Here is a 26,122-nt window from a genome sequence, read left to right as displayed (position 1 = left end):
CGCCGCTCCTTAGTTCTCTGCCGCACGTCCCTTTTGAGGGAACAAGCCCCTCGGACGTTTCTGAATGAATAGAATAATGAATACCAGTACCAATATTTTGGCCAACACGGCACCCGCCCAAGGCTCCATAAATTTGTTTGCAACACCCAAAGTGAAGCCACTAATCAAGGTTCCCCATAAGTTACCCACGCCACCAAATACCACCACCATAAAGGAGTCGATAATGTAGCCTTGCCCTAAGTTCGGGCCGACATTGGTCAGCTGAGATAAGGCCACGCCGGCGATGCCCGCGATACCGGCACCCAAACCAAAGGTCATGGCATCCACTTTTGAGGCTTTAACGCCCATTGCACGCGCCATGCCACGGTTTTGTGAAACGGCTCGGACTTGTAAGCCCAGCGAGGTTTTCTTTAACACTAAAAATAGCGCGGTGAATACCACCAAACAGAAGGCAATTACGTACATACGATTCAGGGTTAGTGACAGCACTTCATTGACTTGAATCGAGCCAGACATCCAGCTTGGCGCTTCCACTGAGCGATTCAGTGGTGAGAAAATACTGCGTACCGCTTGCTGCAAGATCAGGCTAATCCCGAAGGTCGCCAGCAGTGTTTCCAAAGGCCGTCCATAGAGATGACGAATCACGGTTTTCTCAATCACAATCCCCACCAAACCCGCCACAATAAAGGCCGCCGGAATGGATAGCACCAGGGCGATGCCTGGGTAATTGGGTAAAATATAATGCTGAATACTGTACGTGGTGTACGCGCCAATCATGATCAGCTCGCCATGCGCCATATTGATGACACCCATGACACCAAAGGTAATCGCCAGACCAATCGCCGCCAGTACTAATACCGAGCCTAAGCTCAGGCCAAAGAACAGCGTTTCGAGGTGACCATACCACTTCACTTTTTCATTGATCGAGACCAAGGTCTGCGTGGCCGCATCGGCAATTTGCTTATTATCCGATTCGGCTAAGGACTCCAAACGTGGGCGTACCAGCTGGTTCAGATTGCCTTTTAAATGCCCAATCGCCGCCAGTACCCGCTCTGGCTCATCCGAGCTCAACTCCGATAAGGAGATCAGCGTTTGCATTTCCTTTTGCACAAGCACATCAGGCTCGGTTTTTAATAAACCGCTGACCAGCTCCACCTGCTCTGCATCGGCTTTACCAGTGATGGCTTTCACCGCCGCCAATCGCTTCTCTGCACTGGGGCTGGATAACTGGATCTGCGCCAACAGCTGATTAATCTGCCCGCGCATTTTGTTATTGGTTCGAATTCTTGAAAGCTTAACGTCATCGCTGATTGGTAGCATCTCGCCGCTTATGACTTGCTTGGCTTGTGTGGGGTCAGTGTCCTCGTCGAAGAACACTAAAGTATCATCTGATTTGACGGAGAAAAGCTGCCTATCGAGCAATGCTTTTAGGATTTGTTCAGCTCGCTCATCGCCACTCTCGGCAACTTGCTTTGCGCCCTGAATTTTCTGGTTGAAGCCTTTGGCTAGCAGGTTTTCGATACCCGCTTGCAGTACGGATTCATCGGCATTTGCCGTCGTCAATAATCCACTGAACAAGCTGAGTAATAAGGCAAAAACCCAATACCGGATGGCATATCTGTTTTGCTGCACGGATGTCACCTCTGGTGAGATGTTTGAAGAAGTTCACGCCCACCGATTAAGAGTGGGCGCGAACAAGTGCTGAAGAGAACACGGAGAGGAGTTTAGTTAACAGCACCCAAACACTTTTCTTCTACGGTGTTGTAGTTACCGCAGTTTTTCGCATCGGTCCAGTCAGAGACCAGATCTTTAGAGCCCGGTAAGAAGTCAGACCACGCATCGCCAGCAACCGTACCTTCGGTTTCCCAAACGACTTCAAACTGGCCATCTTCCTGAATTTCACCAATCAATACTGGCTTAGTGATGTGATGGTTAGGCAGCATTTTCGCAATTCCACCGGTTAGGTTTGGAGTTTCTAAACCGATAATGGCTTTAGCTACTGCATCAACATCCGTAGTACCGGCTTTTTCAACGGCTTTAACCCACAAGTTGAAACCGATTACGTGCGCTTCCATTGGGTCATTCGTGACGCGCTTATCGTCTTTAGTGAAGGCTTTCCACTCTTTGATAAAGGCTTCGTTGTCATCGTTCTCAACGCTCATGAAGTAATTCCATGCCGCCAAGTGGCCAACCAAAGGCTTAGTGTCAAAGCCAGACAGCTCTTCTTCACCCACTGAGAATGCGATAACCGGAATCGACTCAGCCGATACGCCTTGGTTACCTAACTCTTTGTAGAATGGCACGTTAGCATCACCATTGATGGTAGAAACCACGGCTGTTTTCTTGCCTTCGCCACCGAATTTCTTGATATCAGCAACAATGGACTGCCAGTCAGAATGACCGAACGGCGTGTAGTTGATCATGATGTCTTCGCCAGCGACACCTTTTGATTTCAGGTAAGCCTCTAAAATCTTGTTAGTGGTACGCGGGTAAACATAGTCCGTACCCGCCAGCACCCAGCGCTTTACGCCTTCAGCCATTAGGTAATCAACCGCAGGAATTGCCTGCTGGTTTGGCGCAGCACCGGTGTAAAATACGTTTTTAGACGACTCTTCACCTTCGTACTGAACCGGGTAGAACAGCAAGCCGTTCAACTCTTCAATAACCGGCAATACTGATTTACGAGAAACTGAGGTCCAGCATCCGAAAATAGAATCTACTTTATCTTTAGTCAGCAGCTCACGGGTTTTCTCCGCGAATAGCGGCCAGTCTGAAGCTGGGTCAACGACTACCGCTTCCAGTTGCTTGCCTAACAGGCCGCCTTTTTTGTTTTGCTGATCAATCAGCATCAGCATGGTGTCTTTTAGTGTGGTTTCACTAATGGCCATGGTGCCAGACAAGGAGTGTAGCACCCCTACTTTAATCGTTTCACCTTCTGAGTGGCTTGCAGCATTTGCCGCTGATCCAAACACAAATCCGGCAGTCAGAACTGACGCCAGCATTACTTTGATCTGTTTCTTCATCGCTTAATCTCAGGTTAATAGACTCAGAAAGCTTCAATGCATGAAGCGTGCCAACATTAACATTCCGTTAAGGTACAAGGTGCCAAGCCTTTAGTAATCCAAGGTCACGCATTCGCCGCACCACGACAGAACAGGAAAAGCGATTGGCGCACCAAAAAGCGACTTTTTATGCATTAAAAGGGAATGTTTTCCTCAAGTCGTGAGTCCTATATCATTGAGAATAAAATAATCACTTCGGATAATAACCTCATGAAATTACTTCATACATTGAGCCTAGCCGCCCTACTCGCACTCTCAAGCCTGAGCGCGCAGGCTGAAATCATTAATATCGATAACCAAAAAACCGAGGAGCTGGTTAAACAAGGCATACCGGTCATCGATGTGCGCATGAAGTCAGAATGGCAGCAAACTGGCATTATCGAGGGCAGCCATTTACTCACCTTGTTTGATGAAAACGGGGATTATGATTTAGAAAAGTGGATTGCCGACTTGGATAAAATTGCGGGTAAAGATAAGCCGTTTATTTTGATTTGTGCTGTCGGTGGACGAACCGGAATGGTCAGTCAGTTTTTAGATCGTAAGCTGGGCTACAGCCAAGTTCACAATGTGAGCAGAGGGATTAACAGTTGGATTAAGGATGGCAAAGCGGTTATCCCTTACTCCGATAGCGCGGCAAAGCCTGCGGACTCAGTGGTTCAGTAATCCCACTTTTTCAGCGAAGCGCACGCAGTTAAAGCGGTCTTTCACACCAAAGGCATTATGCAGCGTGCTTACATGAGTTTTGATGGTATTGGGGCTTAAATACATAATAGTCGCAATATCATCATTGCTATAACCTTCCTGCATGAGCCGTAGCACTTCTACTTGGCGAGCCTTTAGATTGTAGTGCGCCATTAAGCGATCAATAATGTCGACCGGCTTTTGCTTGGGCAAATGTGCGATGCCAGCTCGGATATCATCGGGCAGAAACACCTCTCCCTTCATAATCACGTCTAAAATGCCAACGATCTGGTCGATCTTGTAAGTCTTAGGAATAAAGCCCGTTGCACCAGCATCCATGACCGCACGAATATCCCATAAGTCTTCACTGGCAGAAATAATGACCACCGGTATATACAAGTCGCGCTGCTCAACCGCCTGCAAAAAAGCAAAGCCATCCAGCTCTGGCATGTGTAAATCCACTAGCAGCAAATCAGCCAGATCATCCTCAGCCTTCTGAATATCAAGAATCTCCAACGCTTCACGCGCGCTAATCGTACTAATCACCTCTAAGCTGGGATCATGCCGGGTCAGTACTGCATTTAAGCCTTCGGTAAACAGCGTATGATCATCTACGTGTATTATTTTCATAAATCTTCCATAATTAAGAATACGCCAAAACCACTAGCACCAAGAGCCTCATGCTCTTATAATTTCGCAGAAAGCCGCTAAGAGAATCTTATTTTCAAGCTTCGGAGATATATATGTCAAGTTCGTTAAACCTGTTGCTAAGCTCGGTATTAATGCTACTCCTGCTCCCGTTGACGGCCATTGCAGACACATTACCCGCGCCTAAAGGTAAAGTTTTACTCACGATTACGGGCAATATTAAACACAGTAATGGCGACGGTATTGCCAGCTTTGACCGCGAAATGCTGGAAGCCTTGGGCATGGTCAAGTTAGACACTGAAACCTATTGGACCGATGGCGTACAGCAGTTTGAAGGCGTCCCTGCCAAGGCAATATTTGAACTGGTTGGCGTCACTGAAGGCCAATTGAGAGTGCATGGCATCGATGACTACTCGGCGAGTGTACCGGTTGAAGACATGTATGAACACCGCACCTTGATTGCGCTGAAAAATCACGGTGAATACATGAAGATTCGCAGCAAAGGCCCGCTGTGGCTGATTTATCCATTGGATGAGCGACAACAACTTAAGAAGAAGCAAATCAATAGCCGCTCCGTGTGGCAACTATCCATGATTGAGGTGTTATGACCTCAGCGTCAAAAACCCCGCACTACCTGCTGATCTTTATTGTCTTATTAGCCTTTGGCGCCATGCTATTTAGCGCTTATAAGCAACATGCCGAAGAGACCGACGATTACACGCGCAAGGTCAGGCATATTGTGGTTAATGGCTACCAATTGCGTTTGTGCATCTATCAAACGCAGCAGGCATTTGATAGCTACTCTCTCGGCAATCCACTCAAAACCAAATCGGGCGTCGCAGAGGTTTATGATATTTGCTGGAGTAAGTTTGAGATTCTCCTTAAAGGAGAAACCAATGAGGTGCTTTCAACTATTCCGGGAATTCATGAAAAGCTACAACACAGCTTTAATGCCTTCAAAACACTTGAGCCACTAGTCATGCAACTGCGGCCGGGTGATGGCTCCTGGAGAGCCTTTGATCAGGTCATGGAGCAGGAAATCATTCCGGTTGTGCTGGAAGTATTGAGTGAAATACGCATTGGCACCAACTGGAAGCAAGCCTACCTCAAACGCTCCACGCTGCACTCCCGCACCTTGGTTGTTCTATCAGTCTTTGGGGTGGTTTCAATCGTTGCCATCCTTATTTTATTACTAACGACTCAAGTGCGGGCGACTAAAGAAGCACTGATTAAAGCCGAACAAGCAAAAGTCGCCAAAGCTAAATTTCTAGCGGTTGCCGGACACGACCTGCGCCAACCATTGCAAGCGGTGACCTTGCTATTAAGCACCTTACAATCGCAAGCCGAAACGCCGGACAATGCCCGCTTGTTTCAGGGAATTCATCATTCACTAGATAGTATTACCGAGCTATTAAATGGCGTACTGGATATCTCCAAGCTGGATGCAGAACAGCTTACAGTGAATAACGAAGCCATCGCGCTGAGCCCGATTCTCAATAAAATGTTGGACCGCTATGTAGAGCAAGCCAATAGTAAAGGATTGGTGCTGACGCTGGATAATCCAGAAGATTTGTATGTAACCAGCGATGAGCTATTGCTGGAGCGGATTATCTCAAACCTACTGAGTAACGCGGTGCATTACACTCATGAAGGTGAGATCACTTTATCGGTCAGCCACACCGCTAATAGCGCTTCGGTCACCATTAAAGACACAGGCCCTGGCATCTCTGAGGATGATCAGCAGGTCATTTTTGATGAGTTTGTGCAGCTCGATCAAACCCGCGCCAATAATACTAAAGGGTTGGGCTTAGGCTTATCCATTGTAAAGCGCTTATGTGAAATGTTAGGCCATGAACTGCAACTCGACTCAGAGCCTGGGCACGGTAGCAAGTTCACGCTCGGCCTCAACCTCGCTGAAGCGCCTGCTAAAGATAATTTACCGGACAGCTCGCGCGCGCAATGGTCGCTGGAGAACCTGACGGTATTAGTGATTGAAGATGATCGTAGCATTTTGGATTCAATGGCCGTATTACTGGAAAGCTGGGGCTGCAAGGTTGTTACCGCAGCCACTATGGAGCAAGCCATTAGCCAAGCCAAAGTACTCTATGAGCGAGATGACTTTAATCCCAATGAAACGCTACTGATCAGCGACTACTATTTGAGCCCGAACTATAACGGTTGTGATGTGATCGAACAGGTGCAAACCATACTAGGCGCAACCCCGACCATGGTGGTTACCGGTGAGACAGACTCCGAGCGACTGGAAGAAATACGAAAGGCCGGTCACAGTGTTTTCCGCAAGCCGTTAAAGCCAGCCATTTTAAGGGTCGCGATTCAACGCATTTTGCGCAACATTTAACCGCCAATCTGATTTTCACCCTAGAGGGTGAGGACTCCTAAGTTGTTTCACTTTAAGATGATCTATAAATGAGCTAATAGTCGTTTCACACGTCGGCTACAAGTCATTTAATTCATCTTATTACTGGGGAGTAAATAAATGAATACTGAGAATAACTCACGAATCTGTGAACTCTATTTACAGTTCGACGAGAGCAATATCGAGCACACTCAGGCTAGGAAAATCACCGAAGCCTGCATACGCTCTAACAACTATAATCCAGCACTTGGCTCTTTTATCAAGCTAGCCGAAAAAGGCGACCGCGCCTTTCAACACAACACCGGCGTTTTAATGCAGTGCATTAGTGATGTCCGTGACTATAATGGTGCCGTTCAGTGGTACCGCGAGGCTGTAAAGCAAAATTTTGCCCCTGCCAAAGAGCGCTTAGCCGTGATGTATGAGTTTGGTGAGGGCGGCTTACCCGTCGATAATTCAGCAGCCGTTGCGCTGTACCGCGAATCTGCCGATCAAGGCAATATGCACAGCATTTATAATCTGGGAATGATCTTATCTCAGGGCAGCAACTGCGTACCGCAAAATCTCAAGCACGCTGAAGACTTGCTACTGACTGCCGCAACGGGTGGCCATGCACTAATGAAAATCAATCTGGGTATTGTCTATCTGAAATACTTCGGAGAAGCAGACAAGGCCGCCTTCTGGTTTAACCTTGCAGTAACTCAAGACCCGTATGTTGCTCTCGACTTAGGTGAGCTGTATTTACACGGCGAGGCTAACATTGCCGCTGATATGACGCGTGCAGAATACTGGCTGGCCATTGCAGCAGCCTATGGCTATGAGTCAGAAGTTAATATGATACTCGGCGATCAAGCGCCGAAAATGACAACGTTTACAACCCCCGGTCATTTGCATTAATTGATCCGGATCACTGCGGCGACCGATCCCTACAATCATTGTCGCCGCAGCTTTTTACCGCTTAGATCCTACCACGCTTACAAGCGCTTCAGAATCTCATTTACACTATCTTTCGCATCGCCAAATAACATGCGCGAGTTTTCTTTGTAGAACAGAGGGTTCTCGACACCTGCATAACCCGATGCCATTGAACGCTTTGATACAATCGTGGTTTTCGCATTCCAAACTTCCAGTACTGGCATACCCGCAATCGGGCTATTTGGATTATCCTTCGCGGATGGATTCACAATGTCATTCGCACCGATCACCATGACTACATCGACTTCCGGAAACTCGTCATTGATCTCGTCCATTTCCAGCACGATGTCATACGGTACTTTGGCCTCGGCCAGCAACACATTCATATGACCTGGCATACGACCGGCGACGGGATGAATTGCAAAGCGCACATTGGTGCCATTAGCCCGCAAGCGCTTAGTCATCTCTGATACCGGATGCTGTGCATGAGCAACCGCCATACCATAGCCCGGCACAATCACGACCTCTTTAGCATCTTTTAATAGCTCAGCGGTTTCATCGGCTTTGATTTCGGTAATTTCACCAGCAATCTCGCTATCATCTGCAGCACCTGCTGGCGTATTACCAAAACCACCCATAATCACGCTTAGGAATTTGCGATTCATGGCCTGACACATAATGTAACTCAGGATCGCACCACTGGAACCCACCAATGCACCCACCACAATCAACAGGTCATTTGCCAACATAAAACCAGTGGCGGCTGCGGCCCAGCCTGAATAGCTGTTTAGCATCGAGATAACCACAGGCATATCCGCGCCACCAATCGCCATAACCAACAAGGCACCGAAGACAAAGGCCAGCAACATAACTAACACTAGCGCAAACATCGACATGCCAACACTATCGCTGGATAGGAATACCGCAGCCAGAATGACTGAGAAGACAACCAAGCCCAGATTCACGTAATGACGGCTGCTAAATACTAGCGGTTTGCTTGATAGCAGCCCCTTGAGCTTACCAAAGGCAACCACCGAACCGGTAAAGGTGACCGCACCGATAAACACACCCAATACAATTTCAACTTCGTGAATGGTTTTCTCAGCACCGGTGAAGTGCATATTGGGGTCGAGATAACTGGCAATACCCACCAGCACGGCCGCCATTCCCACAAAGCTGTGAAGTACCGCCACCAGCTCAGGCATCGCGGTCATTTCAACCCTCTTGGCCAGTACCGCACCAATCGAGCCACCAATCACCATCATCACAATCAGTAAAATATAGCTCTCAACTCGATTACTCAGAATGGTAGCAATGATTGCCAAGCCCATTCCCAGCATGCCGTATAGGTTTCCACGGCGGGCGGTTTCCTGCTTGCTAAGCCCACTTAAACTTAGGATAAATAAGATACTTGCGCCTATATAGGACGCGACTACTACGCCATTCATCATGACTTAATCCTCCTCACGACTGAACATGCGCAACATACGCTGCGTCACTAAAAAACCACCGGCAATATTGATACTCGCGATCAACACGGCAATCGCCGCCAGAAACGAGACAATGAATGAGGATGACCCAATCTGCAGCACAGCCCCGATCACAATAATCCCTGAGATCGCATTGGTGACACTCATTAGCGGCGTGTGTAAGGATGGCGAAACATTCCAAATCACCTGCCAGCCAACAAAAATCGCCAGCACAAATACGATCAAATGACTCATAAATGCAGGCGGTGCAACTGAACCTACCCATAGCAAAAAGCCAATCATTAGGAAAATACTCACCAAGGTAGTCGTCGCTTTCTTTTTGGCAATCGCTTTAAGCTCGGCCTTGGTTGGCTCAGCAACTGCCGCAGGTGCAGCCTTTGCTGCAGGCGCTGCCGACACGCTAATCGCTGGTGGTGGCCAAGTAATCTTGCCGGCTTTGGTAACGGTTGCACCACGGATGACATCATCCTGCATATTATGGACGATATTGCCGTCTTTCTCGGGTGTTAAGTCGGCCAGCATGTGGCGTAAGTTAGTGCCGTATAGCTGACTGGATTGAGTCGCTAATCGGCTGGTGAGGTCGGTATAACCGATGAGCGTCACGCCATGCTTTACCACCACTTCGCCAGGCTCGGTCAACTCACAGTTGCCGCCCTGCTCTGCTGCCAGATCAACAATCACGCTACCGGGTTTCATCAGCTCAACCATATCCGCCAAAATCAACTTAGGCGCGGGTCTACCGGGAATCAGTGCGGTGGTAATAATGATATCGACTTCTTTGGCTTGCTCACGGAACAGCGCCATTTCGGCATCAATAAATTCTTTACTCATGGTTTTTGCGTAGCCGCCAGTGGTGCCACCGGCTTCATCCGCTTCGAATTCCAATAACAGGAACTCAGCGCCCATGCTTTCAACTTGCTCCTTCACTTCGGGACGAGTATCGAATGAGCGAACAATCGCACCCATGCTGCTAGCCGCACCAATTGCAGATAAGCCTGCTACACCGGCACCAATCACTAAGACTTTAGCTGGTGGAATTTTACCGGCTGCGGTGATCTGACCCGTAAAGAAGCGCCCAAAATGATTCGAGGCTTCAACCACGGCACGATAGCCCGCGATATTGGCCATCGAGCTCAGCGCATCCATCTTCTGAGCACGGGAAATGCGGGGGACCGCATCCATGGCAATCACATTCACATTTTTATCAGCCAAGCGCTGCAGCAAAGCTTCATTTTGCGCAGGCCAGAAAAAACTAATCAGTGTTTGTCCGGACTTAAAATACTCTTCTTCGTTCTCATCCGGCTTATTCACCTTCAGGATAATATCGGCATCGTGCCAGCAATCGTGCTTGCTGGCGGCAATGCTGGCACCGGCTTCCTGATAGGCTGCATCACTAAAGTTGGCCGCTTCGCCCGCACCGGACTCAATCTCAACACTATATCCAAGCTTCAGTAGTTGAGTGACCACTTCAGGAGTTGTCGCGACGCGTCGTTCGCCACTGACAACCTCCTTTGGTACTGAAATCTTCATACATGGTTCTCCTGAAAAATTTTTGGCGCCACCGACTTCCTCCGCCGCATCACTAGTTAAGCACGCTCAGGCTTGTCAGTTATCCGGTCAATTCCTGTAGAATGACGTGGCACTTATAGATGAATATCACTTTTTACAAATTTTAGATAGAATTTGTATTGCAGACCGAATAAATAAAGCCACGTGACATAATCCCTTTTTAGCCTCAGGACTCCCCTAATGACACAATCCAAAATTAAGCTGGTCATGTTCGACTTAGATGGCACTTTAGTCGACTCGATTCCCGACTTAGCCTGGAGCGCTGACCGCACTTTGGAGCGTTTGGGTTTGCCCTTATGCGGTATTGACAAAACACGTGACTATATTGGTAATGGCTTGTTTACCTTGATAAAAAGAATCTTAACGCAAGATATGCATAAAGAGCCTGATCCTGAACTTTACGAAAAAGCCATACCTATTTTTTGGGAGTACTATGGCAATAACGTTTGCCAGTTCACGACTTTTTATGATGGCGTCGTGGAGACATTAAAAACACTCAAGTCTCAAGGCTATAAGGTTGCCTGCATTACCAATAAAGCCGAAGAATTTACAAAAACCTTATTACGGCATTTACAAATTATTGACATATTTGATCAAATCATTGGTGGCGACACGCTGGAGCGCAAAAAACCCGATCCACTTCCCTTACTACACGTGGCAAGCATTCAGCAAGTCAACATTGATCAGTGCTTGATGGTGGGTGATTCGCGCCATGATATTGCAGCAGCTAAAGCAGCGGGAATACGGGTCGTTGGAGTACCCTACGGCTATAACCATGGCGAAGATATTGCGCTATCGGAGCCTGATTACATTGTGCAGTCACTCAGTGAACTGCCGGACTTGCTGTTAAGCATTCAATAAATCGCCGTAATTATTGAGCGCTCATTTATATTTTCAATAGGACCGGTACATCGAAGAACTTGGCCAACTATCCTCTGTCAAACTTTGCACATCAGCAAAGGAACAGACTCATGAAATACCAGATTGCACAACTCGCCTTACTTGTCGCCTTAGTCCCCGCTATCGGTTTTAGCGGTAGCCAAGCCAAGTTTGGCGAAGTCGGTTATGCAGGTAATGGCTGCGAAGCCGATAGCGATACCGTGGTTAAATTAACACCGGACTCACTGACCATTATTCCCAAAGCCTTTCACTTAAGCAGCGCCACCGATCAGCAAGAATTGGAGCGTAAGAAGTGTGATATTGCGGTCGGTGTTAGTGTGCCAGCGGGCTATCAAATCGGGGTTGGCGAGACAACGATGCATGCCTTTGCTTCATTGGGCGATGCTTCCAGTGGTGATATCAGCGTTAGCGCAGGCTTTTCAGCAGATCCTTTTACCGAAAAATCAGCCGTACTTGAAGCCAGTACCCACGACAACCTGACCGTATCGAATAAAACCGAGCAATGGGCCGCTTGTGGCAGTGACAGTATTTTGCGCCTGAAAGCCAGTGCTTTAATACGCAGCACGCCAGAGCAAAAAGACTATCTAACCGTGAATAGCTTCTCAGTAAAAATCCTTTATCGCAGCTGCCATCAAGAAGCTTAGAGATCTGTCATAAGCTCGCGGACTAGCTCCCAAACCGCAGCAGTCACCGGCGTTAATTCAAGGTGGCTGTTGCGTACCAGTACAATATTTTGTGCAGGTAACTCTTCCTGTAGAGGCCGGTATACCAACTCTTTGCCATCGTAGCTTCTTGAGCATAGAGGCTGCGTATACACCAACGACACGCCTAAATTATTCGCCACCATGCCGCGTTGTAATTCAAAGGTTTGCGCATTATGAGCGACTTTCGGCAGATAACCCAAACTACTCAAAGTCATCAATAAAAAGTCACTGGAATATGGCGCATCAGATAACACAAACGGCTCTTCCATCAAGCGTTTTAATGGCACACGCTCCAGCGCAGCCAACTCATGATCTGCCGGTAACATGGCATGTGGCGTCACCGACTTTAGCCGCTCGTAAATCAGCCCTTCTTCTTGCAATACGCCATAGCTAATCGCGATATCCAAATCGCCACGCTTTAACATGCCCGGAATTTCGGTAAGTTCGGCATTGATAACCCGAGGATCAATTCCCGGATAGCGCTGTTTTAAATTCAGCAACACCATTGGCAAATAATACGGGCTGATATCTACAAAACAGCCCAGTAACACTGAGCCAACGCTCTCCGTGGTGCAGTCCGAATCCAAATTACTAGCCAGATTCAACAAGTGCTTGGCGCGCTGCATCAACTCACGCCCATAAGGAGTTGGGGTAATACCTTGCCCTTTTTGCCGGATCACCAAAGTTTGGCCAAAGGAAGCTTCCAACTGCTTAATCGCTCCCGATATCGACGGCTGCGACACATGCAATTGACGAGCCGCCGCGCAGGTTGAGCGTAGCTCGGCGGCAGCCACAAAATAACTGAGTTGTTTTAAAGAGTAGCGTATCATTCGCGCAATATAGCACGGGGAAATGACGAATGAATAAACAAGCCAGCTTGCCAATGTACGACTTTCCAGAATTTCGCAAAGCCAGCGATGCTTGGTGGCAAGGCGTTGCGCGTCACCTAAAGCAAGCGGGTGTTGATCAGGTGCCGGAGCAATTGCTGCATGATGTGCCAGTCAAAGAACTTTGGCAGCATCCGGACTTACTGCTAAGCCAGTGCTGCGGCTTTGACGTGGCTTATGGCTTGAAGGATTCGCTGCGTGTATTGCTGATCACCGATTGGGATGCCGAGGGCTGTTCGACCGGCCATTATTCCAGCTGGATTGTGGTACATGAAGACAGCGCGCATCAGGATATTGCAGATTTATACGGCCACACGGCGATCATCAATGGCTCTGAATCACACTCTGGCATGAATTCATTATTTGCCAAAGTGCAGCCGCATAGCGTTGAGGGTCAGTTTTTCAAACAGGTTGATATCAGTGGTGCGCATGCCTCCAGCTTGGAAGCCATTATTGAGCGACGTGCTGATGTGGCGGCCATTGACTGCGTAACCTACGACCTACTCAAACAATATCGCCCGCAAGCGTTGGATGGCATACGCATTATCGGGCAAACCGACGAAGCGCCAGCCCACCCTTATGTGACTAGCGCAGCCGCCTCGCCCGACACCATTATCCGCATGCAAGCTGCATTGGAAGCCGCGTTTAATGATGCGGATTTAGAGAGCGCCAGAGCTGCCATGCTGCTCAAAAAAGGGCTATTTAATCGCAGCAATGACTATCAGAGAATTGTGGATAACTTTGTGTATGATTCTCGATTGCTGGATGCCATTAAGCAGTAGGGTTCAGTAACCAGACTGTATCTAAGGTGGCAATCGTGCCTTTGAAGCCACCTTCCATGGGAGTCGATTCCAGCTGCTGAACATCATAGCTTTGATCATAATGCGCATGCACTTCCTCGCCCACAATGGAGAACGGCGGGCCAGACATCAGGCTTTGATCATATTCAAAACACAGCAGTAATTGTGGCGCGCTCTCGGTGAGATTGATCAAGTGTTGAGTGTAGTGCTTGCGAGTTTCTGGTGGCAATGCGACCAGAGCAGCCCGATCGTAAATCGCATCGACCTTGCCGAGTTGCTCCGCGCTTAAATCAAAGATATCGCCAACAAAAATATCCAGTCCTTCAGCTTGATAGCACTTTAATTTCCCAACTTCTGAGATCTGCGGCTCAATATCGAACTCTGCAAATAACTGCTGAATCGCCAGCTCACTTAGCTCTGCACCGACAATCTGATAACCCTTATCCAACAGCCAAGCCATATCCAATGTTTTGCCGCACAATGGCAGAAAAATTCGACTGCCCTCTGCCAGATTCAGCTGATCGATGTGTTTTACTAATAGTGGATTTACATCACTTTCATGGAAGCCAATTTGGTTATTTTCCCATTTTTGATGCCAGAAGCTCGCTTTCATATCTAAACCTTAGTTAGCAGTGGTTGGGTTGCGATGATTAATTGGTATCGCTGATTATTCCGGAAATTATGACATATCCAGCGGCATTTGCGCGGGTGATACGTCATCCAAAATCCCTTCCAAGACTAACAGCTTTTCCTTTTTATCAATGCCGCCAGCGTAGCCAGTGAGTTTGCCATTTTTACCGATTACCCGATGGCATGGCACAATAATCGAGATTGGATTTTTGCCGTTTGCCAAGCCCACTGCACGCACTGCTTTGGGATTATCAATGGCTATCGCCAAATCCTGATAGCTCCAGGTTTCACCAAAGGGAATGGTCTGTAGCATTTTCCAAACTTGCTTCTGAAAGTCAGTGCCTTGTGCATCGGTTGGTACTTCAAACTGGGTGCGTTTCCCCGCGAAGTATTCACCAAACTCGGTGACGGCTTGTTGCAAGATTGGGTGGTTATCACAGGCGATACCAAAGTCATCGGGCGCTGTCGTGTGAACATCAAACCACGCACCTAACAGGCCTTTATCATTGGCTTGCAAAGTAATGGTGCCGACGGGGCTTTGGTAATGGGTAAAATATTTCATGACTGTGAGTTCCAACAGTTAAAGGTGGCGTAGCTGCCCCAAGGTGATAAAGCGTCGATAAGCTCGGCTTGAGTGCTTTGTTCGGGTAATGTGGCAATGGCTTTTTTGATCACAAGGTCTGTCGAGAGAAAGCAATCTGGCGGCGATAAGCCACGCAGTTTGGCATAACTAACCGTCCATGGCCCAATGCCTTTGAGTGCCAGCCATTCTTCCGGTGGCGCATCGAAGTGATCAACCATAAATTCTGCGAAGCGCTTTAAGGTGTCTTTGCGGCTTTGTGGCATTTTTAGAGATGTTAGGTCGGCGGCGGTAATTTCGGCTGGTGTGGGGAAATAGCGGTTGGCTTTTAGCTCATTAGAGTCCATGTCCGCAGCCTTGATCGCTTCAAGCTCATTGCCAAGCTCATTGCCAAGCTCATTGCCAAGCTCATTGCCAAGCTCATTGCCAAGCTCATTGCCAAGCTCATTATTAGTCTGATTCAGGTTTTCCACAAAGTTATTCAATAAGGTAATCGCTGCAGTGATTGAAATTTGCTGGCCAAAGATAGCTCGCACACCCGCTTCCCACTGATTCCATACACCCGGTATCCGCAGCCCTTCGCTCATTAGCGGCGCAATCGCTGTTTGACTGAGGTGTTGTTCGATCACGGCAATATCGGCATCTAAATCAAACAACCTTCTAATCTGCGCGACCATGTGTTTTAACTGAGAGATATCATCAATTTCAAACTCAATAGCCAGTGTATTTTTATCGGCAAGCTGAGCGCTAAACCAGCCCTTGGCGTTATCAAGTTTAAAGCTACGGGCGTAAAAATCATCGCCAACCGCTTCAATGCCACAAATCGCACGCTTGCGGTAAAAGTTAAGTAAGTGGCTCCAGTTAAATGGCGGGCGATAGGCTAAGCGAAGTTGTTTGCTTGCGCGACCTGAAGCGGCGGCAGTCTGCTTACGCGTATCCCGTGGAGCTAATCGAAGTTTTTTCTGAAACGCATCATTAAAGCGGCGCACGCTATTAAAGCCGCTAGCAATCGCAATATCACCAATACTCATATTGCTGGTATGTAGCAACTGCTTGGCAAACATCAGCTGCTGATATTGCGCATATTGCTTAGGCGACATGCCAAGATATTGCTGAAACAACTGCCGCAAGTAACGATCACTAATCCCCAAGCGAGCGGATAGCTCAACCAGATTATGACGCTGCAACTCGCCCTGCCCAATCAATGTCATCGCTCGCTGAAAAGTCGTTTCCACCCCTTTCCATGCCCATGAGCCCGGCGCACTATCTGGACGGCAACGCAGACAAGGTCGGTAACCTGCTTGCAGCGCCTGCGCTTGATTCCCGAAATATTCCACATTGGACTCGTGCGGCAAATTCGCAGGGCAAATAGGCCTGCAAAAAATCCCCGTGGTTTTCACCGCAACAAAAAAGTGCCCATCAAAACGACCATCTCGCGAGACTCTGGCGCGCTGGCATTGCTGCATAGTGAGCGTAGAAAAGTCCGAAATCGGCAAACTGTCTCCAACGCTCTGTTTAGCGACTTCAATTTCGACGGTATTAACTGACATGGCGGGTATCACCCAAGCTTTGAATAAAATCAGTTTACCGCTTAACGCTAAGCGATATTAGCCATTTCCGGCACTGTTGTGATTGCTTATTCTAAGTAATCAGTTTTCCTGATCTTCAAAATCATTATTTGATAGTTCTTCTGATGCGTTAAGCATTGCTAATCTATTAGCCAATCACACACCTCTGGAGACTCTAGTTGAACACAAACGCCCATCGCCAACCATCACAAGCTCGCACGCCCAATCACGTTGAGTGGCCCACTGTATTTTTAATTGCAGTGACTTGGTTGAGCTTTGCGCTGCTCACTTTCTTTTACCAACAGATTCCCCTCTGGTTGATCATTCCTCTCGCGGCTTATACCTTAACCTTATTTGGCTCTTTGCAGCATGAGGTACTTCATGGCCATCCAACCCCTTGGCAATGGCTTAATGAAGCATTGATTTTTCCAGCCATGACTTTATGGATTCCCTACTCGCTATACAAACAAACCCACTTAAAACACCACAATAATGATGACCTGACTGATCCTGATCGTGATCCGGAAAGCTATTACATCAGCGCCGATCAATGGGAAACGTTGCCTAACTGGAAACAGCGCTACTACCAATTTTATAACAGTTTTGTAGGTCGCTTTTTCTGGGGACCAATACACATTATGGCGCAGCTGCTGGTTAGCGAGTCCCGCCAATTACTCAGTGGTTGCCAACACACGTTCAAGCGCTGGCTAGTCCACGCTGCGGCTTGTGCATTGTTGTTGTATTGGGTGGTCGCCGTGTGTGGCATTTCGTTTTGGGAGTATCTGCTGGTGTTCGTCTATCCCGGATTAGCGCTCTCGCTAGTACGCTCATTTGCAGAACATCAGCTGGCAGCAGATCCCAAACATCGCTCAGTCATTGTAGAAGCCTGCCCGCTACTTAGTCTGGCTTTTTTAAACAATAATCTACACGCCGTGCATCATGCGCATCCGGGTTTGGCTTGGTATAAGATTCCTGCCGTCTGGAAAGCTGAGCGCGAGCAAATCCTTGCCGATAATAACGGATACCATTTTTCAGGCTATCGGGAAATCGCTTGTCGTTACTGGCTCAATGCCAAGGAAAGCCCACGCTACTCTGCCGCACCCAAAGCCGCTTAACGCCTTCTTTACACAATCCTGACGTAGCTTTACCTTGTCATAACCCACCCTTACAGAGGCCTAGTGCATACTTCTCTACATCGGCTACACAGTCACTGCAAGCCGGTTAATAAATTGAAAATAACACTACTCACTTATAAAGGAATGACATCATGAAAATGCTAACAACTTCTGTACTGACCGCGATTATGGCAATTGGATTGGCAGGTAATGCCGCCGCCGCACCGAAGCATGAAGATTCGATGGTCATCAAAAAATCTCACGTACAAACAGGCAACCATCACCAGAAAGCGGTTAAACGAGTTGCCACTAAGCAAGTGTCACAGAAGCCGGCTAAACGTGTTGTTAAGCGCGTCGTGAAACAGCCCGTTAAGCACGTTGCAGCAAAGCGTGTCGTTAAACGCGTCGTTAAGCAGCAACCACGAAAAGTCGTTAAAGTGAGAACTCACCGCGTAAGAACGGGCGATACCCTGTACCGCATCGCAACACGCTACGGCATTTCAGTGAATAAACTAATGCACCTGAACAACCTGCGTAATGCCAATCACCTGAAAATCGGCATGAACATCAGACTGAGCTAAGCAACGCTAAATCCCTCATGCCATGGATATGGCGTGGGGGATAAATCCACTCGTATACCTTTACAAAACCCTAACAAAATTTAACGCCCGGCTACACAATGTTGGAGCATACTGCTGCGCATCGGCAAATGAGATTCCCCTAACAAGCCGATAACAAATTAACGACAGTTGCACTAACTAGTAAAGGATTTACACAATGAAAATGCTAACGACTTCCCTACTTTCGGCGTTGATGGCACTTGGCTTCGCAGGAAGCACGATGGCAGCAAGCAACCAAGACTCGAATAAAACGGGTAAGCAAAGTCTGGCGAAAGCGCCAGTTAAAACAAAGATATACCGGGTGAAGCGTGGTGATACGCTGGAGAAAATCGCAGCGCACTACAAAGTATCAATGAAGGAAATCATGCGCCTGAATAACCTTCATCATGCCAACCAGATTAAAATCGGCATGGATATCAAACTAAGTTAAATAACCAAATCCCCCAAAACCAAATAGGCTGGCTTGGGGGATTCGGTTAGATTATTCCCTCCTCGGAATTGCCGAGAGAACTAGTGCAAGCGAGGCCTGCTGCCTAAGTCAGTGATGGCTACTTGCATCCAACGGATGCCATCGCTTCCAAGCTCTCGCTCCCAAATACTCAGGGTCGAAGGGCGAATATCATTGATACCGCTAGCTGAGCGCTCATCACCGCAAAACTTAGACAATGCGGGAGACTGACTCCACTTCTCTAAAACCTCATCGTAAGACGAGTTGTTGATCATTCTTAAATACAGTAAGCCTATTAACAGGCGCATCGGCGGAGAATTTTTTCGCGCAAAGTGATGCCCTATGCGACTCTCCAGTAGTTGCCAGTTGATTAACTCACCCATGCGTAAAATATTACGTTCTTGTCTTGATGTTATTGGCATTGGGTAGTGTTCCTTTTTAACTGCGTTCTTATATAAATATGTTAGCTCAGCAATTGGATATTTTTTTAGTTGACTTATCAAGGGTCGAAAACTACACCCCTAGCAACTTGCCTATAATTATCAAATAGTTAATATTATTAGCTCGGTGATAATAGCCACCTCGCTTATCATTTTTTTTGGGGTAAAGTGAGCCAAGCTGTGCTAAATTGCTTAAGTTCAGGTGAAGAACAAGTAATTAGCCACTTTTAGTTACTTGTCAGCCGAGACTAAGAAACTCCACGAGAGTGCAAGAAAACCCTCGATAAGTGGCCTATAATTAATAGAAAGAGTCATAAGATGGATAAGATATCAACGGAGTCATTTAACCCCGAATTTCTCGAATTAGCGCGGGATATCACCCGCCTTGGTTATGATGGTGTCTTATACTCATTCATCCCTAAGCCCGTCTTCATCAACAGCAAAGTGCAGCCTGTTTTCCAATGTTCCGAAGGATTTGCGCCCTGCATTGATTACTACCTGGAAAAGAATTACGGCAATAATGACTTCATTATTCGCCTTGCATTTGAGGGTTATGACGAGCCGATTGACTGGTGGGAACAGATTGATGCAGGCAAAGTCACTGACAGTGAGCGGGCCGTGCAGGAAATGGTACGGGCCAAATTTGGTATTTATCACGGGCTGACCGTGTTAGTGCTGCATGGTACGTTTGCCATCGCGGGCATTTCAGTGGTGAGTAAAATTGACGATGCGGATCACTTTCAAAAGCTAAAGCAGGACTCACTGGAAGTGCTGCAAATGTGCGCGAATCGTTACCACACACGCATTATCCAATCCAATGAGGACATGCGGTTCTTTATCGCCCCACTCTTGGAAAACCTTAGTGAGACCAAAAAGAATGTGCTCCGCCATATGATGAGTGGCGCGCCCATGAAGAATATTCCAGAGGTGTACGGCATCACTCAGCGCTATGCTGAAAAGGTATTACTCACCATCCGCCGAGAGTTTGGCGATATCTCAACCAATGAGCTGATGTACATTCTTGGCATGACAAATATGAGAGAGTTTTTGTAAGGCGTTATGCCAAATAGCTGCCTATCAATAACCACTTTAAAAGGCCACCGGTAAATACACTTCGGCTAATAATTGCTAGCAAATCCGGAGAATAACACCGGATTTGCCACTAAAACTTTCTAAGCTGCAGAATCCTCTTGCGGCTGATTCGCGCCCAATACCGTCACTAATAAACGCCGTAATCGATTCTTCAAACCATTGATCACACTAAACAACGATGGCACGAATAATAACGACAGCAAGGTAGATACCAACAAACCACCAATCACCGCAATGGCCATTGGCGAGCGAAACTCGCCGCCCGTTCCAAAGGCTAAAGCACTCGGCACCATACCCGCCACCATCGCAATGGTCGTCATCACAATCGGACGCGCCCGCTTATGACAAGCATCGAGCATGGCGGTATCTCGCGGCACATTGCGACTCATAGCTTCGATCGCAAACTCCACCAGCATAATCGCATTCTTCGTCACAATCCCCATCAGCATCAGGAAGCCAATGACCACCGGTAAGCTAATTGCCTTATTCGCCAAAAACAGCGCGAAGATCGCCCCACCCACCGCTAAGGGCAATGACAGCAGAATCGTAATCGGTGTAATAAAGCTGGAGAACAGCAAGACTAGCACCACATACACCAGCAAAATACCCGCCCCCATCGCCAAGCCAAAGCTGGAGAATACATCCGCCATGACTTCTGCATCCCCCGCACTTTTGATTTGCGTGCCTTCTGGCATATTCACCGCAGCGGGTAAGTTATTCACTTTTTCCACTGCTGCACCTAGCGTGGCGCCTTCAGTGAGATCGCCTTCAATGGTCACCAATTCACGGCGGTCATAGCGCTTGATGGTACTCGGGCCATTGGCAAAGGTAATATCTGCAACCACGCCTAGCGGCACAGGGTCACCTGCGGTACTTGGAATCCGCACACCTGCCATCTGGAACAAGTCATCACGCACCGACTCTTTCATGCGCACAGTAATCGGGAGCTGACGATCGCCCGCATTGAATTTAGCCAGATTCGCACTGCTATCTCCAATCGTTGCCACGCGGATGGTCGAGGCCAATGCGCCGGCGGTAATTCCTAACTCCGCCGCCAGTTCTGACTTTGGCGTGATGCGGATTTCCGGACGCGCCAAAGATGCCGAAGCCGTGATATTGGTCAGCTCGGGAACGCCTTTTATTTGCTTGGATAGCAGGCCAGCAGCCGCTTGCACCGCTTCTGTATTATCACCTAATACCGACAGCTGAAAATCACGCTGACCATCAGCTTTCATATAGGTCAGTCGTACATCCGGCGTGCCTTCCAGAAGGGTTTGAATATAACGCTGCAGCTCAACGGCAGAGCGATCACGATCTGATTTTGGAATGTAATTGATAATGAAATTGGCCTTGGTGATATCACCGGAGCCCCCATCCACAAACACCCGATCAACCTCATCCACAGCGGCAATTTTGGCGGTAATCTCACGCGAGACTCGACGGGTATCATCCAAGGTAGAGCCCGGTGGCAACTCCACTGAAATGGTCGAGCGCCCCTCATCCGTCACCGGTACAAATTCACTTGGCAACAGCGTGGCTGAGTAAATAGAGCCTGCAAAAATCAATACGCCCATTAGCAAAGTGATCGTGCGGTTGCGAAGCGTCCAATGCAGAATGCGTTGATAAACGCGCATTAGCCAGCCGTCTTTTTCTTCAGCGGCAACGCCCGTGCTTTTTAGAAAATATGCAGCCATCATGGGCGTGACTAAGCGCGCCACCAGCAATGAAAACAGCACGGCTACGGCGACCGTTAGCCCGAATTGCTTAAAGTATTGACCGGCAATGCCGCTCATAAAGCTCACCGGCGCAAACACCGCCACAATACAAAAGCTGATCGCGATTACAGTTAAGCCAATTTCACTGGCCGCTTCGGTAGAAGCTTCATAGGCGGGCTTTCCCATGTGGATATGCCGCATGATGTTTTCGATTTCCACAATCGCATCATCCACCAAGATCCCCGTTACCAAGGTAATGCCCAGTAAGCTAACCGTGTTGAGCGAGAAGCCCAGCATTTGCATTACAAAAAAGGTCGGGATAATCGACAGCGGTAAGGCCACCGCCGTAATAATGGTGGCGCGCCAATCCCGCAGAAAAATCAACACCACAATAATCGCCAATGCCGCCCCTTCATACAGGGTTTCCATCGCGCTTTTGTAGTTACCTTCGGTATACACCGTGGTGTCGTCAATCAACGAGACTTTAAAATCAGGATAGCGCGATTCGATATCAGCCAGCTTGGTTTTCACGGCCTGCGAGGCGGTAATGTCACTGGCACCAGTCGCCCGATACACCCCAAAAGCGACCACCGACTCCCCATTATTCATGGCAAATGAACGCACCTCTGCGGGACCATCAATCACCTTACCCAAGTCATCCAAGCGCACGGTGCGGCCATTGGAAAGCGCCAACTGGGTTTCTGATAGCTTCTCAATGCTATCCACACTACCGAGCGCGCGAATGCTAAACTCTTGTCCTGAAAGGTTTCCGCGCCCGCCACCTAAATCGATATTGGTGGCGCTTAACTGGCTGCTCACATCCGATGCGGTAATGCCTAGAGCCAGCAGGCGGTTTGGCTCCAACTCAACTTTAATCTCACGGTCTGCACCTCCCAATCGCGTGATTTTACCCACGCCGGAAAGTGCCTGTAGCTCACGCGACATGACGTTATCGACAAAGTAAGACAGCGCCCCAATCGACAGATTAGAGTTTGATACGGCATAGGTTAAAATCGCCTGCCCCGTCACATCCAACCGCTTGATAATAGGCTCGGAAATAGCATCCGGTAAGTCACTGCGGATACCTGCAATCGCATCTTTAATATCATTTAACGCACGATCAGAATCGGCTTCCAGATTAAATTCAATGGTGATGCTAGTTGAGGAATCGGTTGCTTGTGAGGTGACGTGCTTGACGCCGGTAACGCTGGAGACTGCATCTTCAATTGGCTGTGTGACTTGGCTGACCAGTTCAGATGGCGCTGCACCCGGCTGTGCCACATTCACAGTAATAATTGGAATATCAATATTGGGAAAGCGCGTGATCGGTAAGCGCCCAAAGCTCACCAAACCAATCAGGCATAACACCAAAAATAAGGCCAGCGTCGGGACTGGCTGGCGAATCGCCCAGGTAGACATATTCATTGTGCGGTCACCTTATCGCCATCGCTAAAAAAGGCACCGGCTTTGGCAATGACCACATCGCCATCCTTAAGGCCGGAGATGATCTCACGTCGCCCATCATCGGAGACTGCACCCGCGGTGACTTGCCGCTTTTCAACCACGCCATCTATTACCAAGCTCACATATTCTTGATTATCTTTGGTGGTAATCGCGCTGATCGGCACGGTCGTCACATTGCGCTCACTCACAATAATCCAGCCATTAGCTGACAGCCCGGGTCGTAAGCGGGTAGCCGCCGGAAAGCGAATGCGAACCTTAGCCAAGCGTGTGCGGTCATCCACCGTGGGTGAAATCAAGCGCACCCGCCCCGTCATTGGTTTGAGTCCGGCAATCTCCATTTCAGCAGAATTACCCACACTGATGGCCGATAAGGCCGTCTCAATCACTTCCGCTTCCATCTCGACCACGCCATTTTCAATCATTCGAAATAATGGCTCACCACCGGAGGAGGCAATCGCGCCCAAGCGTGCGGTACGGGCAGAAATAATCCCATCGACCGGTGCCCGAATCTTTTCACGTGCTTGGTTTAATTGCGCCAACTCCAGCTGTAACTTTGCCTGATTGCTTTGCGCTCGCGCCACATCCAAGCCGCTTTCAGCACTCATTAGATTCGCTTCTGAAGAGTCTGAACTACTCACCGCTTTATCCAACTCTTCCTGACTAATCACTTCACTACGGCGTAAACGCTGCGAGCGATTTAATGACAGGATTAATTCCTTCCGCGTTGCCTTGGCCGCATTGACCTGACTTTGGGCTTGAGCAATGGCTGCCATCGAACGGGATAACTCTGCCTCAGCCTGTAATACCTGTGATTTAAGATTCATGCCATCCAGCACCGCTAACACATCACCAGATTTCACCTGATCGCCGATGTCGACATTGATCTTCTCAATCGCATAGCCATTGATCCGCGTATTCACATAGACCTCCTCACCAGCAACTAACGTGCCGGAAACCGAGACCCGATCAATCAACTTGGTTTTTCTGGCGGTATCGACGGTAACCGTGGGAGCGACTGTCGTTTTTGCGACAATGGGCTCATCCGCGGCAAATACCTGAAGATTGAGTAACAGGCAGAGGCAAACAGATCGCAAGGCAATGCGGTGTAAGGACAATTTCATAGCTAGAATCTTTCGTTATTTTAAATAGTTAGATTGTTTTATTCGCTTATAGGAGCAGAGTATCGGTGCGCTCTGTGGCTTGTCAAACCTAAAACAATAAGCCACTTAAACAGACAATACACCAACCGGTTAGTTCGAAGAATGAACACTCGCTTGTATTAGTCGGCCAATGCGCTTTTTGTTATAATTTAATGATCGCGACTCATATTATTGGAGCTACAAGATGCCGACAAAACTAAGAGCATGGTTTGACACCCCTTCTCACCTCGAGCTGGACCGTCAGGATGAAACCCTGCAACGCGCCTTTGCCGTGGTGATTTACCATGTGATTTCAGCCGATCAGGTAGAAACCGATAAGGAAAAGCAGCGTTTTAATGCGTTCTTCAAGAATGATTTTGGGTTGAATGATGAGCAAGTCAGCCAGCTGTATAGCGCAGCCTCTCAGTTTGATGGCGACTTTGAAACGTATTTGGAAGTGCTGCAAGAAAAGCTAGCGGATTTTCCGGGCGTGGAGCTGAGATTGATGCGGGCGCTCAACTCGATGATGACCTCACACAAGTTTGAAGCGCGCGAATACGCTGCCTTTGAGCGTATCCGCGATGCGTTGTTTCCGAAGGTCTAAAGAATTAGTACGCTCCGTTGCCTTGGGGTGGCGGAGTGTTTTGCCAAAAGCTATACAGCTCATCCACCTTGATATCTAACTCTACGGACTCAAGGTACAGCGTTTGCCCACTAATAAAGTGCTCAACTTGCCAATTGGTACGGCGTCGGTAAGTCTCAATAAATGGAGAGTCCTGAGAGCACAACACATATTCTTGCAGACTTGGAATAAGCCGATATCCCGCCAGCTTTTCCGCACGATCCTTTTGAGCGGTACTCACTGACAAGACCTCAATAATCAGGCATGGCGACCGGTTTACATAATCGTCATTTTCTTCTTCGCAGCTAACCTGCACATCAGGATAGTAATAGCGCGTGTCATCCAAAGCATCAATCGCGACCTTCATATCAGACTGAAATACCTGACAAGGGCTACTACTTAAATGATTGAATAAGTTATTGGCAAGCTTCATTGTGAGCAAATTGTGCGTTCTGCTCGCGCCAGCCATTGCGTAGACGTGGCCATTATTATATTCGCAACGCTCACCATCATCTGCCCGATCATTTTCGAGCTGAAGGTATTCCTCAGGGCTTACCCAAGTTGATTTGGAAGCGATACTCATATCGTGTAACTCTCTTCGCTGCTGGATATCACAAGATTAGCCTTCAGCTAGTCAGCTGTCAAAGTGGAGCTCTGAC

Annotated in this window: 25 protein-coding genes; 12 read left to right on the top strand and 13 right to left on the bottom strand. The window is 48.2% G+C overall.

What is annotated here, in order from left to right; genetic code table 11:
* Nucleotides 1-9 precede the first annotated feature (9 nt).
* Together urtB and urtA are read right to left on the bottom strand one after the other, a co-directional pair.
* Entirely contained in the window at nt 10-1,632 is a 1,623-nt protein-coding gene (gene urtB, locus LEUMU_RS0122820; protein ID WP_022954618.1) for an urea ABC transporter permease subunit UrtB, read from the bottom strand.
* 92 nt (nt 1,633-1,724) lie between these two features.
* Nucleotides 1,725-3,023 carry an urea ABC transporter substrate-binding protein gene (urtA, locus tag LEUMU_RS0122815; RefSeq protein WP_022954617.1) on the bottom strand — a complete coding sequence of 433 codons (1,299 nt, stop codon included), beginning with the start codon at nt 3,021-3,023 and terminating at the stop codon, nt 1,725-1,727.
* 249 nt (nt 3,024-3,272) lie between these two features.
* Here urtA and LEUMU_RS0122810 point away from each other — a divergent pair, with 249 nt between their 5' ends.
* The gene (locus LEUMU_RS0122810) at nt 3,273-3,725 is read left to right on the top strand and encodes a rhodanese-like domain-containing protein (protein WP_022954616.1); all 453 of its coding nucleotides are present in this window, start codon (nt 3,273-3,275) and stop codon (nt 3,723-3,725) included.
* Here LEUMU_RS0122810 and LEUMU_RS0122805 read toward each other — a convergent pair.
* On the bottom strand, nt 3,711-4,373 hold the full coding sequence (locus LEUMU_RS0122805) for a response regulator transcription factor (RefSeq protein WP_022954615.1): 663 nt from the start codon (nt 4,371-4,373) through the stop codon (nt 3,711-3,713). The two genes, LEUMU_RS0122810 and LEUMU_RS0122805, sit on opposite strands and share 15 nt — an antisense overlap.
* Before the next feature lie 113 nt (nt 4,374-4,486).
* On the opposite strand from LEUMU_RS0122805, the gene LEUMU_RS0122800 reads away from it, so the two are divergent.
* The 3 genes from LEUMU_RS0122800 to LEUMU_RS0122790 all read left to right on the top strand — a co-directional run bounded on the left by LEUMU_RS0122800 (nt 4,487) and on the right by LEUMU_RS0122790 (nt 7,662).
* Entirely contained in the window at nt 4,487-4,999 is a 513-nt protein-coding gene (locus tag LEUMU_RS0122800) for a putative pterin-binding protein (RefSeq protein WP_022954614.1), read from the top strand.
* Nucleotides 4,996-6,750 carry an ATP-binding response regulator gene (locus LEUMU_RS0122795; RefSeq protein ID WP_022954613.1) on the top strand — a complete coding sequence of 585 codons (1,755 nt, stop codon included), beginning with the start codon at nt 4,996-4,998 and terminating at the stop codon, nt 6,748-6,750. Before LEUMU_RS0122800 ends, LEUMU_RS0122795 begins: the two co-directional genes overlap by 4 nt.
* A 138-nt stretch (nt 6,751-6,888) precedes the next feature.
* A complete protein-coding gene (locus tag LEUMU_RS0122790; protein WP_022954612.1) occupies nt 6,889-7,662 on the top strand; it encodes a tetratricopeptide repeat protein in 774 nt (257 codons plus the stop codon).
* A 77-nt stretch (nt 7,663-7,739) separates the two neighbouring features.
* Here the strand turns inward: LEUMU_RS0122790 and pntB are convergent, their stop codons facing one another.
* Both pntB and LEUMU_RS0122780 read right to left on the bottom strand, forming a co-directional pair.
* Nucleotides 7,740-9,131, bottom strand: coding sequence for a Re/Si-specific NAD(P)(+) transhydrogenase subunit beta (gene pntB / locus LEUMU_RS0122785; RefSeq protein ID WP_022954611.1), 1,392 nt, complete (start codon nt 9,129-9,131; stop codon nt 7,740-7,742).
* Between the two features lie 3 nt (nt 9,132-9,134).
* The gene (locus LEUMU_RS0122780; RefSeq protein ID WP_022954610.1) at nt 9,135-10,700 is read right to left on the bottom strand and encodes a Re/Si-specific NAD(P)(+) transhydrogenase subunit alpha; all 1,566 of its coding nucleotides are present in this window, start codon (nt 10,698-10,700) and stop codon (nt 9,135-9,137) included.
* A 219-nt stretch (nt 10,701-10,919) separates the two neighbouring features.
* Between LEUMU_RS0122780 and LEUMU_RS0122775 the strand changes: the two genes are divergently transcribed.
* Nucleotides 10,920-11,600: a phosphoglycolate phosphatase gene (locus LEUMU_RS0122775; RefSeq protein WP_022954609.1), complete on the top strand. Its 681-nt coding sequence runs from the start codon at nt 10,920-10,922 to the stop codon at nt 11,598-11,600.
* Between the two features lie 110 nt (nt 11,601-11,710).
* Entirely contained in the window at nt 11,711-12,283 is a 573-nt protein-coding gene (locus tag LEUMU_RS0122770) for a DUF4360 domain-containing protein (protein ID WP_022954608.1), read from the top strand.
* On the opposite strand, the gene LEUMU_RS27420 is transcribed toward LEUMU_RS0122770, so the two are convergent.
* Entirely contained in the window at nt 12,280-13,173 is an 894-nt protein-coding gene (locus LEUMU_RS27420) for a LysR family transcriptional regulator (RefSeq protein ID WP_022954607.1), read from the bottom strand. The genes LEUMU_RS0122770 and LEUMU_RS27420 overlap by 4 nt on opposite strands.
* A gap of 29 nt (nt 13,174-13,202) precedes the next feature.
* On the opposite strand from LEUMU_RS27420, the gene LEUMU_RS0122760 reads away from it, so the two are divergent.
* Nucleotides 13,203-14,012, top strand: coding sequence for a phosphate/phosphite/phosphonate ABC transporter substrate-binding protein (locus LEUMU_RS0122760; RefSeq protein WP_022954606.1), 810 nt, complete (start codon nt 13,203-13,205; stop codon nt 14,010-14,012).
* Here LEUMU_RS0122760 and tmpT read toward each other — a convergent pair.
* The 3 genes from tmpT to LEUMU_RS27410 form a co-directional block, all read right to left on the bottom strand.
* On the bottom strand, nt 14,002-14,643 hold the full coding sequence (tmpT, locus tag LEUMU_RS0122755; protein WP_022954605.1) for a thiopurine S-methyltransferase: 642 nt from the start codon (nt 14,641-14,643) through the stop codon (nt 14,002-14,004). The two genes, LEUMU_RS0122760 and tmpT, sit on opposite strands and share 11 nt — an antisense overlap.
* A gap of 66 nt (nt 14,644-14,709) precedes the next feature.
* Nucleotides 14,710-15,222: a methylated-DNA--[protein]-cysteine S-methyltransferase gene (locus LEUMU_RS27415; RefSeq protein ID WP_022954604.1), complete on the bottom strand. Its 513-nt coding sequence runs from the start codon at nt 15,220-15,222 to the stop codon at nt 14,710-14,712.
* A complete protein-coding gene (locus tag LEUMU_RS27410) occupies nt 15,219-16,790 on the bottom strand; it encodes a DNA-3-methyladenine glycosylase 2 family protein (protein WP_022954603.1) in 1,572 nt (523 codons plus the stop codon). The genes LEUMU_RS27415 and LEUMU_RS27410 overlap by 4 nt, the downstream gene beginning before the upstream one ends.
* 197 nt (nt 16,791-16,987) lie before the next feature.
* Between LEUMU_RS27410 and LEUMU_RS27405 the strand changes: the two genes are divergently transcribed.
* From LEUMU_RS27405 to LEUMU_RS0122730, 3 genes are all read left to right on the top strand, one after another.
* Nucleotides 16,988-17,923 (top strand): fatty acid desaturase, encoded by a 936-nt coding sequence (locus LEUMU_RS27405; protein WP_022954602.1) that lies wholly within the window; start codon nt 16,988-16,990, stop codon nt 17,921-17,923.
* A 152-nt stretch (nt 17,924-18,075) separates the two neighbouring features.
* Entirely contained in the window at nt 18,076-18,504 is a 429-nt protein-coding gene (locus LEUMU_RS27400) for a LysM peptidoglycan-binding domain-containing protein (RefSeq protein WP_022954601.1), read from the top strand.
* A gap of 196 nt (nt 18,505-18,700) precedes the next feature.
* A complete protein-coding gene (locus LEUMU_RS0122730; protein ID WP_022954600.1) occupies nt 18,701-18,973 on the top strand; it encodes a LysM peptidoglycan-binding domain-containing protein in 273 nt (90 codons plus the stop codon).
* 80 nt (nt 18,974-19,053) lie between these two features.
* Here LEUMU_RS0122730 and LEUMU_RS0122725 read toward each other — a convergent pair whose 3' ends face one another.
* The gene (locus LEUMU_RS0122725) at nt 19,054-19,413 is read right to left on the bottom strand and encodes a transposase (protein ID WP_022954599.1); all 360 of its coding nucleotides are present in this window, start codon (nt 19,411-19,413) and stop codon (nt 19,054-19,056) included.
* Nucleotides 19,414-19,749: 336 nt separating this feature from the next.
* Between LEUMU_RS0122725 and LEUMU_RS0122720 the strand changes: the two genes are divergently transcribed.
* Nucleotides 19,750-20,484: an autoinducer binding domain-containing protein gene (locus LEUMU_RS0122720; RefSeq protein ID WP_022954598.1), complete on the top strand. Its 735-nt coding sequence runs from the start codon at nt 19,750-19,752 to the stop codon at nt 20,482-20,484.
* Nucleotides 20,485-20,603: 119 nt separating this feature from the next.
* Here the strand turns inward: LEUMU_RS0122720 and LEUMU_RS27395 are convergent, their stop codons facing one another.
* Nucleotides 20,604-23,663: an efflux RND transporter permease subunit gene (locus LEUMU_RS27395; RefSeq protein WP_022954597.1), complete on the bottom strand. Its 3,060-nt coding sequence runs from the start codon at nt 23,661-23,663 to the stop codon at nt 20,604-20,606.
* A complete protein-coding gene (locus LEUMU_RS27390) occupies nt 23,660-24,823 on the bottom strand; it encodes an efflux RND transporter periplasmic adaptor subunit (protein WP_022954596.1) in 1,164 nt (387 codons plus the stop codon). The genes LEUMU_RS27395 and LEUMU_RS27390 overlap by 4 nt, the downstream gene beginning before the upstream one ends.
* Nucleotides 24,824-25,046: 223 nt before the next feature.
* On the opposite strand from LEUMU_RS27390, the gene LEUMU_RS0122705 reads away from it, so the two are divergent.
* Nucleotides 25,047-25,445, top strand: a complete 399-nt coding sequence (locus LEUMU_RS0122705; RefSeq protein ID WP_022954595.1) for a TerB family tellurite resistance protein — start codon at nt 25,047-25,049, stop codon at nt 25,443-25,445.
* Between the two features lie 4 nt (nt 25,446-25,449).
* Here LEUMU_RS0122705 and LEUMU_RS0122700 read toward each other — a convergent pair whose 3' ends face one another.
* Nucleotides 25,450-26,046, bottom strand: coding sequence for a Uma2 family endonuclease (locus LEUMU_RS0122700; RefSeq protein WP_022954594.1), 597 nt, complete (start codon nt 26,044-26,046; stop codon nt 25,450-25,452).
* Nucleotides 26,047-26,122 lie beyond the last annotated feature (76 nt).

Source organism: Leucothrix mucor DSM 2157, assembly GCF_000419525.1.
GTDB lineage: Bacteria > Pseudomonadota > Gammaproteobacteria > Thiotrichales > Thiotrichaceae > Leucothrix > Leucothrix mucor.
This window is presented reverse-complemented; position numbering and strand designations above follow the sequence as displayed.

Coding starts and splice junctions, on each gene's coding strand:
- LEUMU_RS0122810 (WP_022954616.1), top strand. CDS start 3,273: ATGAAATTACTTCATACATTGAGCCTAGCCGCCCTACTCGCACTCTCA.
- LEUMU_RS0122705 (WP_022954595.1), top strand. CDS start 25,047: ATGCCGACAAAACTAAGAGCATGGTTTGACACCCCTTCTCACCTCGAG.
- tmpT (WP_022954605.1), bottom strand. CDS start 14,643: ATGAAAGCGAGCTTCTGGCATCAAAAATGGGAAAATAACCAAATTGGC.
- LEUMU_RS0122700 (WP_022954594.1), bottom strand. CDS start 26,046: ATGAGTATCGCTTCCAAATCAACTTGGGTAAGCCCTGAGGAATACCTT.
- LEUMU_RS0122725 (WP_022954599.1), bottom strand. CDS start 19,413: ATGCCAATAACATCAAGACAAGAACGTAATATTTTACGCATGGGTGAG.
- LEUMU_RS27410 (WP_022954603.1), bottom strand. CDS start 16,790: ATGTCAGTTAATACCGTCGAAATTGAAGTCGCTAAACAGAGCGTTGGA.
- LEUMU_RS0122795 (WP_022954613.1), top strand. CDS start 4,996: ATGACCTCAGCGTCAAAAACCCCGCACTACCTGCTGATCTTTATTGTC.
- LEUMU_RS27400 (WP_022954601.1), top strand. CDS start 18,076: ATGAAAATGCTAACAACTTCTGTACTGACCGCGATTATGGCAATTGGA.
- LEUMU_RS27390 (WP_022954596.1), bottom strand. CDS start 24,823: ATGAAATTGTCCTTACACCGCATTGCCTTGCGATCTGTTTGCCTCTGC.
- LEUMU_RS0122730 (WP_022954600.1), top strand. CDS start 18,701: ATGAAAATGCTAACGACTTCCCTACTTTCGGCGTTGATGGCACTTGGC.
- LEUMU_RS0122790 (WP_022954612.1), top strand. CDS start 6,889: ATGAATACTGAGAATAACTCACGAATCTGTGAACTCTATTTACAGTTC.
- LEUMU_RS0122775 (WP_022954609.1), top strand. CDS start 10,920: ATGACACAATCCAAAATTAAGCTGGTCATGTTCGACTTAGATGGCACT.
- urtA (WP_022954617.1), bottom strand. CDS start 3,023: ATGAAGAAACAGATCAAAGTAATGCTGGCGTCAGTTCTGACTGCCGGA.
- pntB (WP_022954611.1), bottom strand. CDS start 9,131: ATGATGAATGGCGTAGTAGTCGCGTCCTATATAGGCGCAAGTATCTTA.
- LEUMU_RS27415 (WP_022954604.1), bottom strand. CDS start 15,222: ATGAAATATTTTACCCATTACCAAAGCCCCGTCGGCACCATTACTTTG.
- LEUMU_RS0122800 (WP_022954614.1), top strand. CDS start 4,487: ATGTCAAGTTCGTTAAACCTGTTGCTAAGCTCGGTATTAATGCTACTC.
- LEUMU_RS0122780 (WP_022954610.1), bottom strand. CDS start 10,700: ATGAAGATTTCAGTACCAAAGGAGGTTGTCAGTGGCGAACGACGCGTC.
- LEUMU_RS0122720 (WP_022954598.1), top strand. CDS start 19,750: ATGGATAAGATATCAACGGAGTCATTTAACCCCGAATTTCTCGAATTA.
- LEUMU_RS27420 (WP_022954607.1), bottom strand. CDS start 13,173: ATGATACGCTACTCTTTAAAACAACTCAGTTATTTTGTGGCTGCCGCC.
- LEUMU_RS27395 (WP_022954597.1), bottom strand. CDS start 23,663: ATGAATATGTCTACCTGGGCGATTCGCCAGCCAGTCCCGACGCTGGCC.
- LEUMU_RS0122805 (WP_022954615.1), bottom strand. CDS start 4,373: ATGAAAATAATACACGTAGATGATCATACGCTGTTTACCGAAGGCTTA.
- LEUMU_RS0122760 (WP_022954606.1), top strand. CDS start 13,203: ATGAATAAACAAGCCAGCTTGCCAATGTACGACTTTCCAGAATTTCGC.
- LEUMU_RS0122770 (WP_022954608.1), top strand. CDS start 11,711: ATGAAATACCAGATTGCACAACTCGCCTTACTTGTCGCCTTAGTCCCC.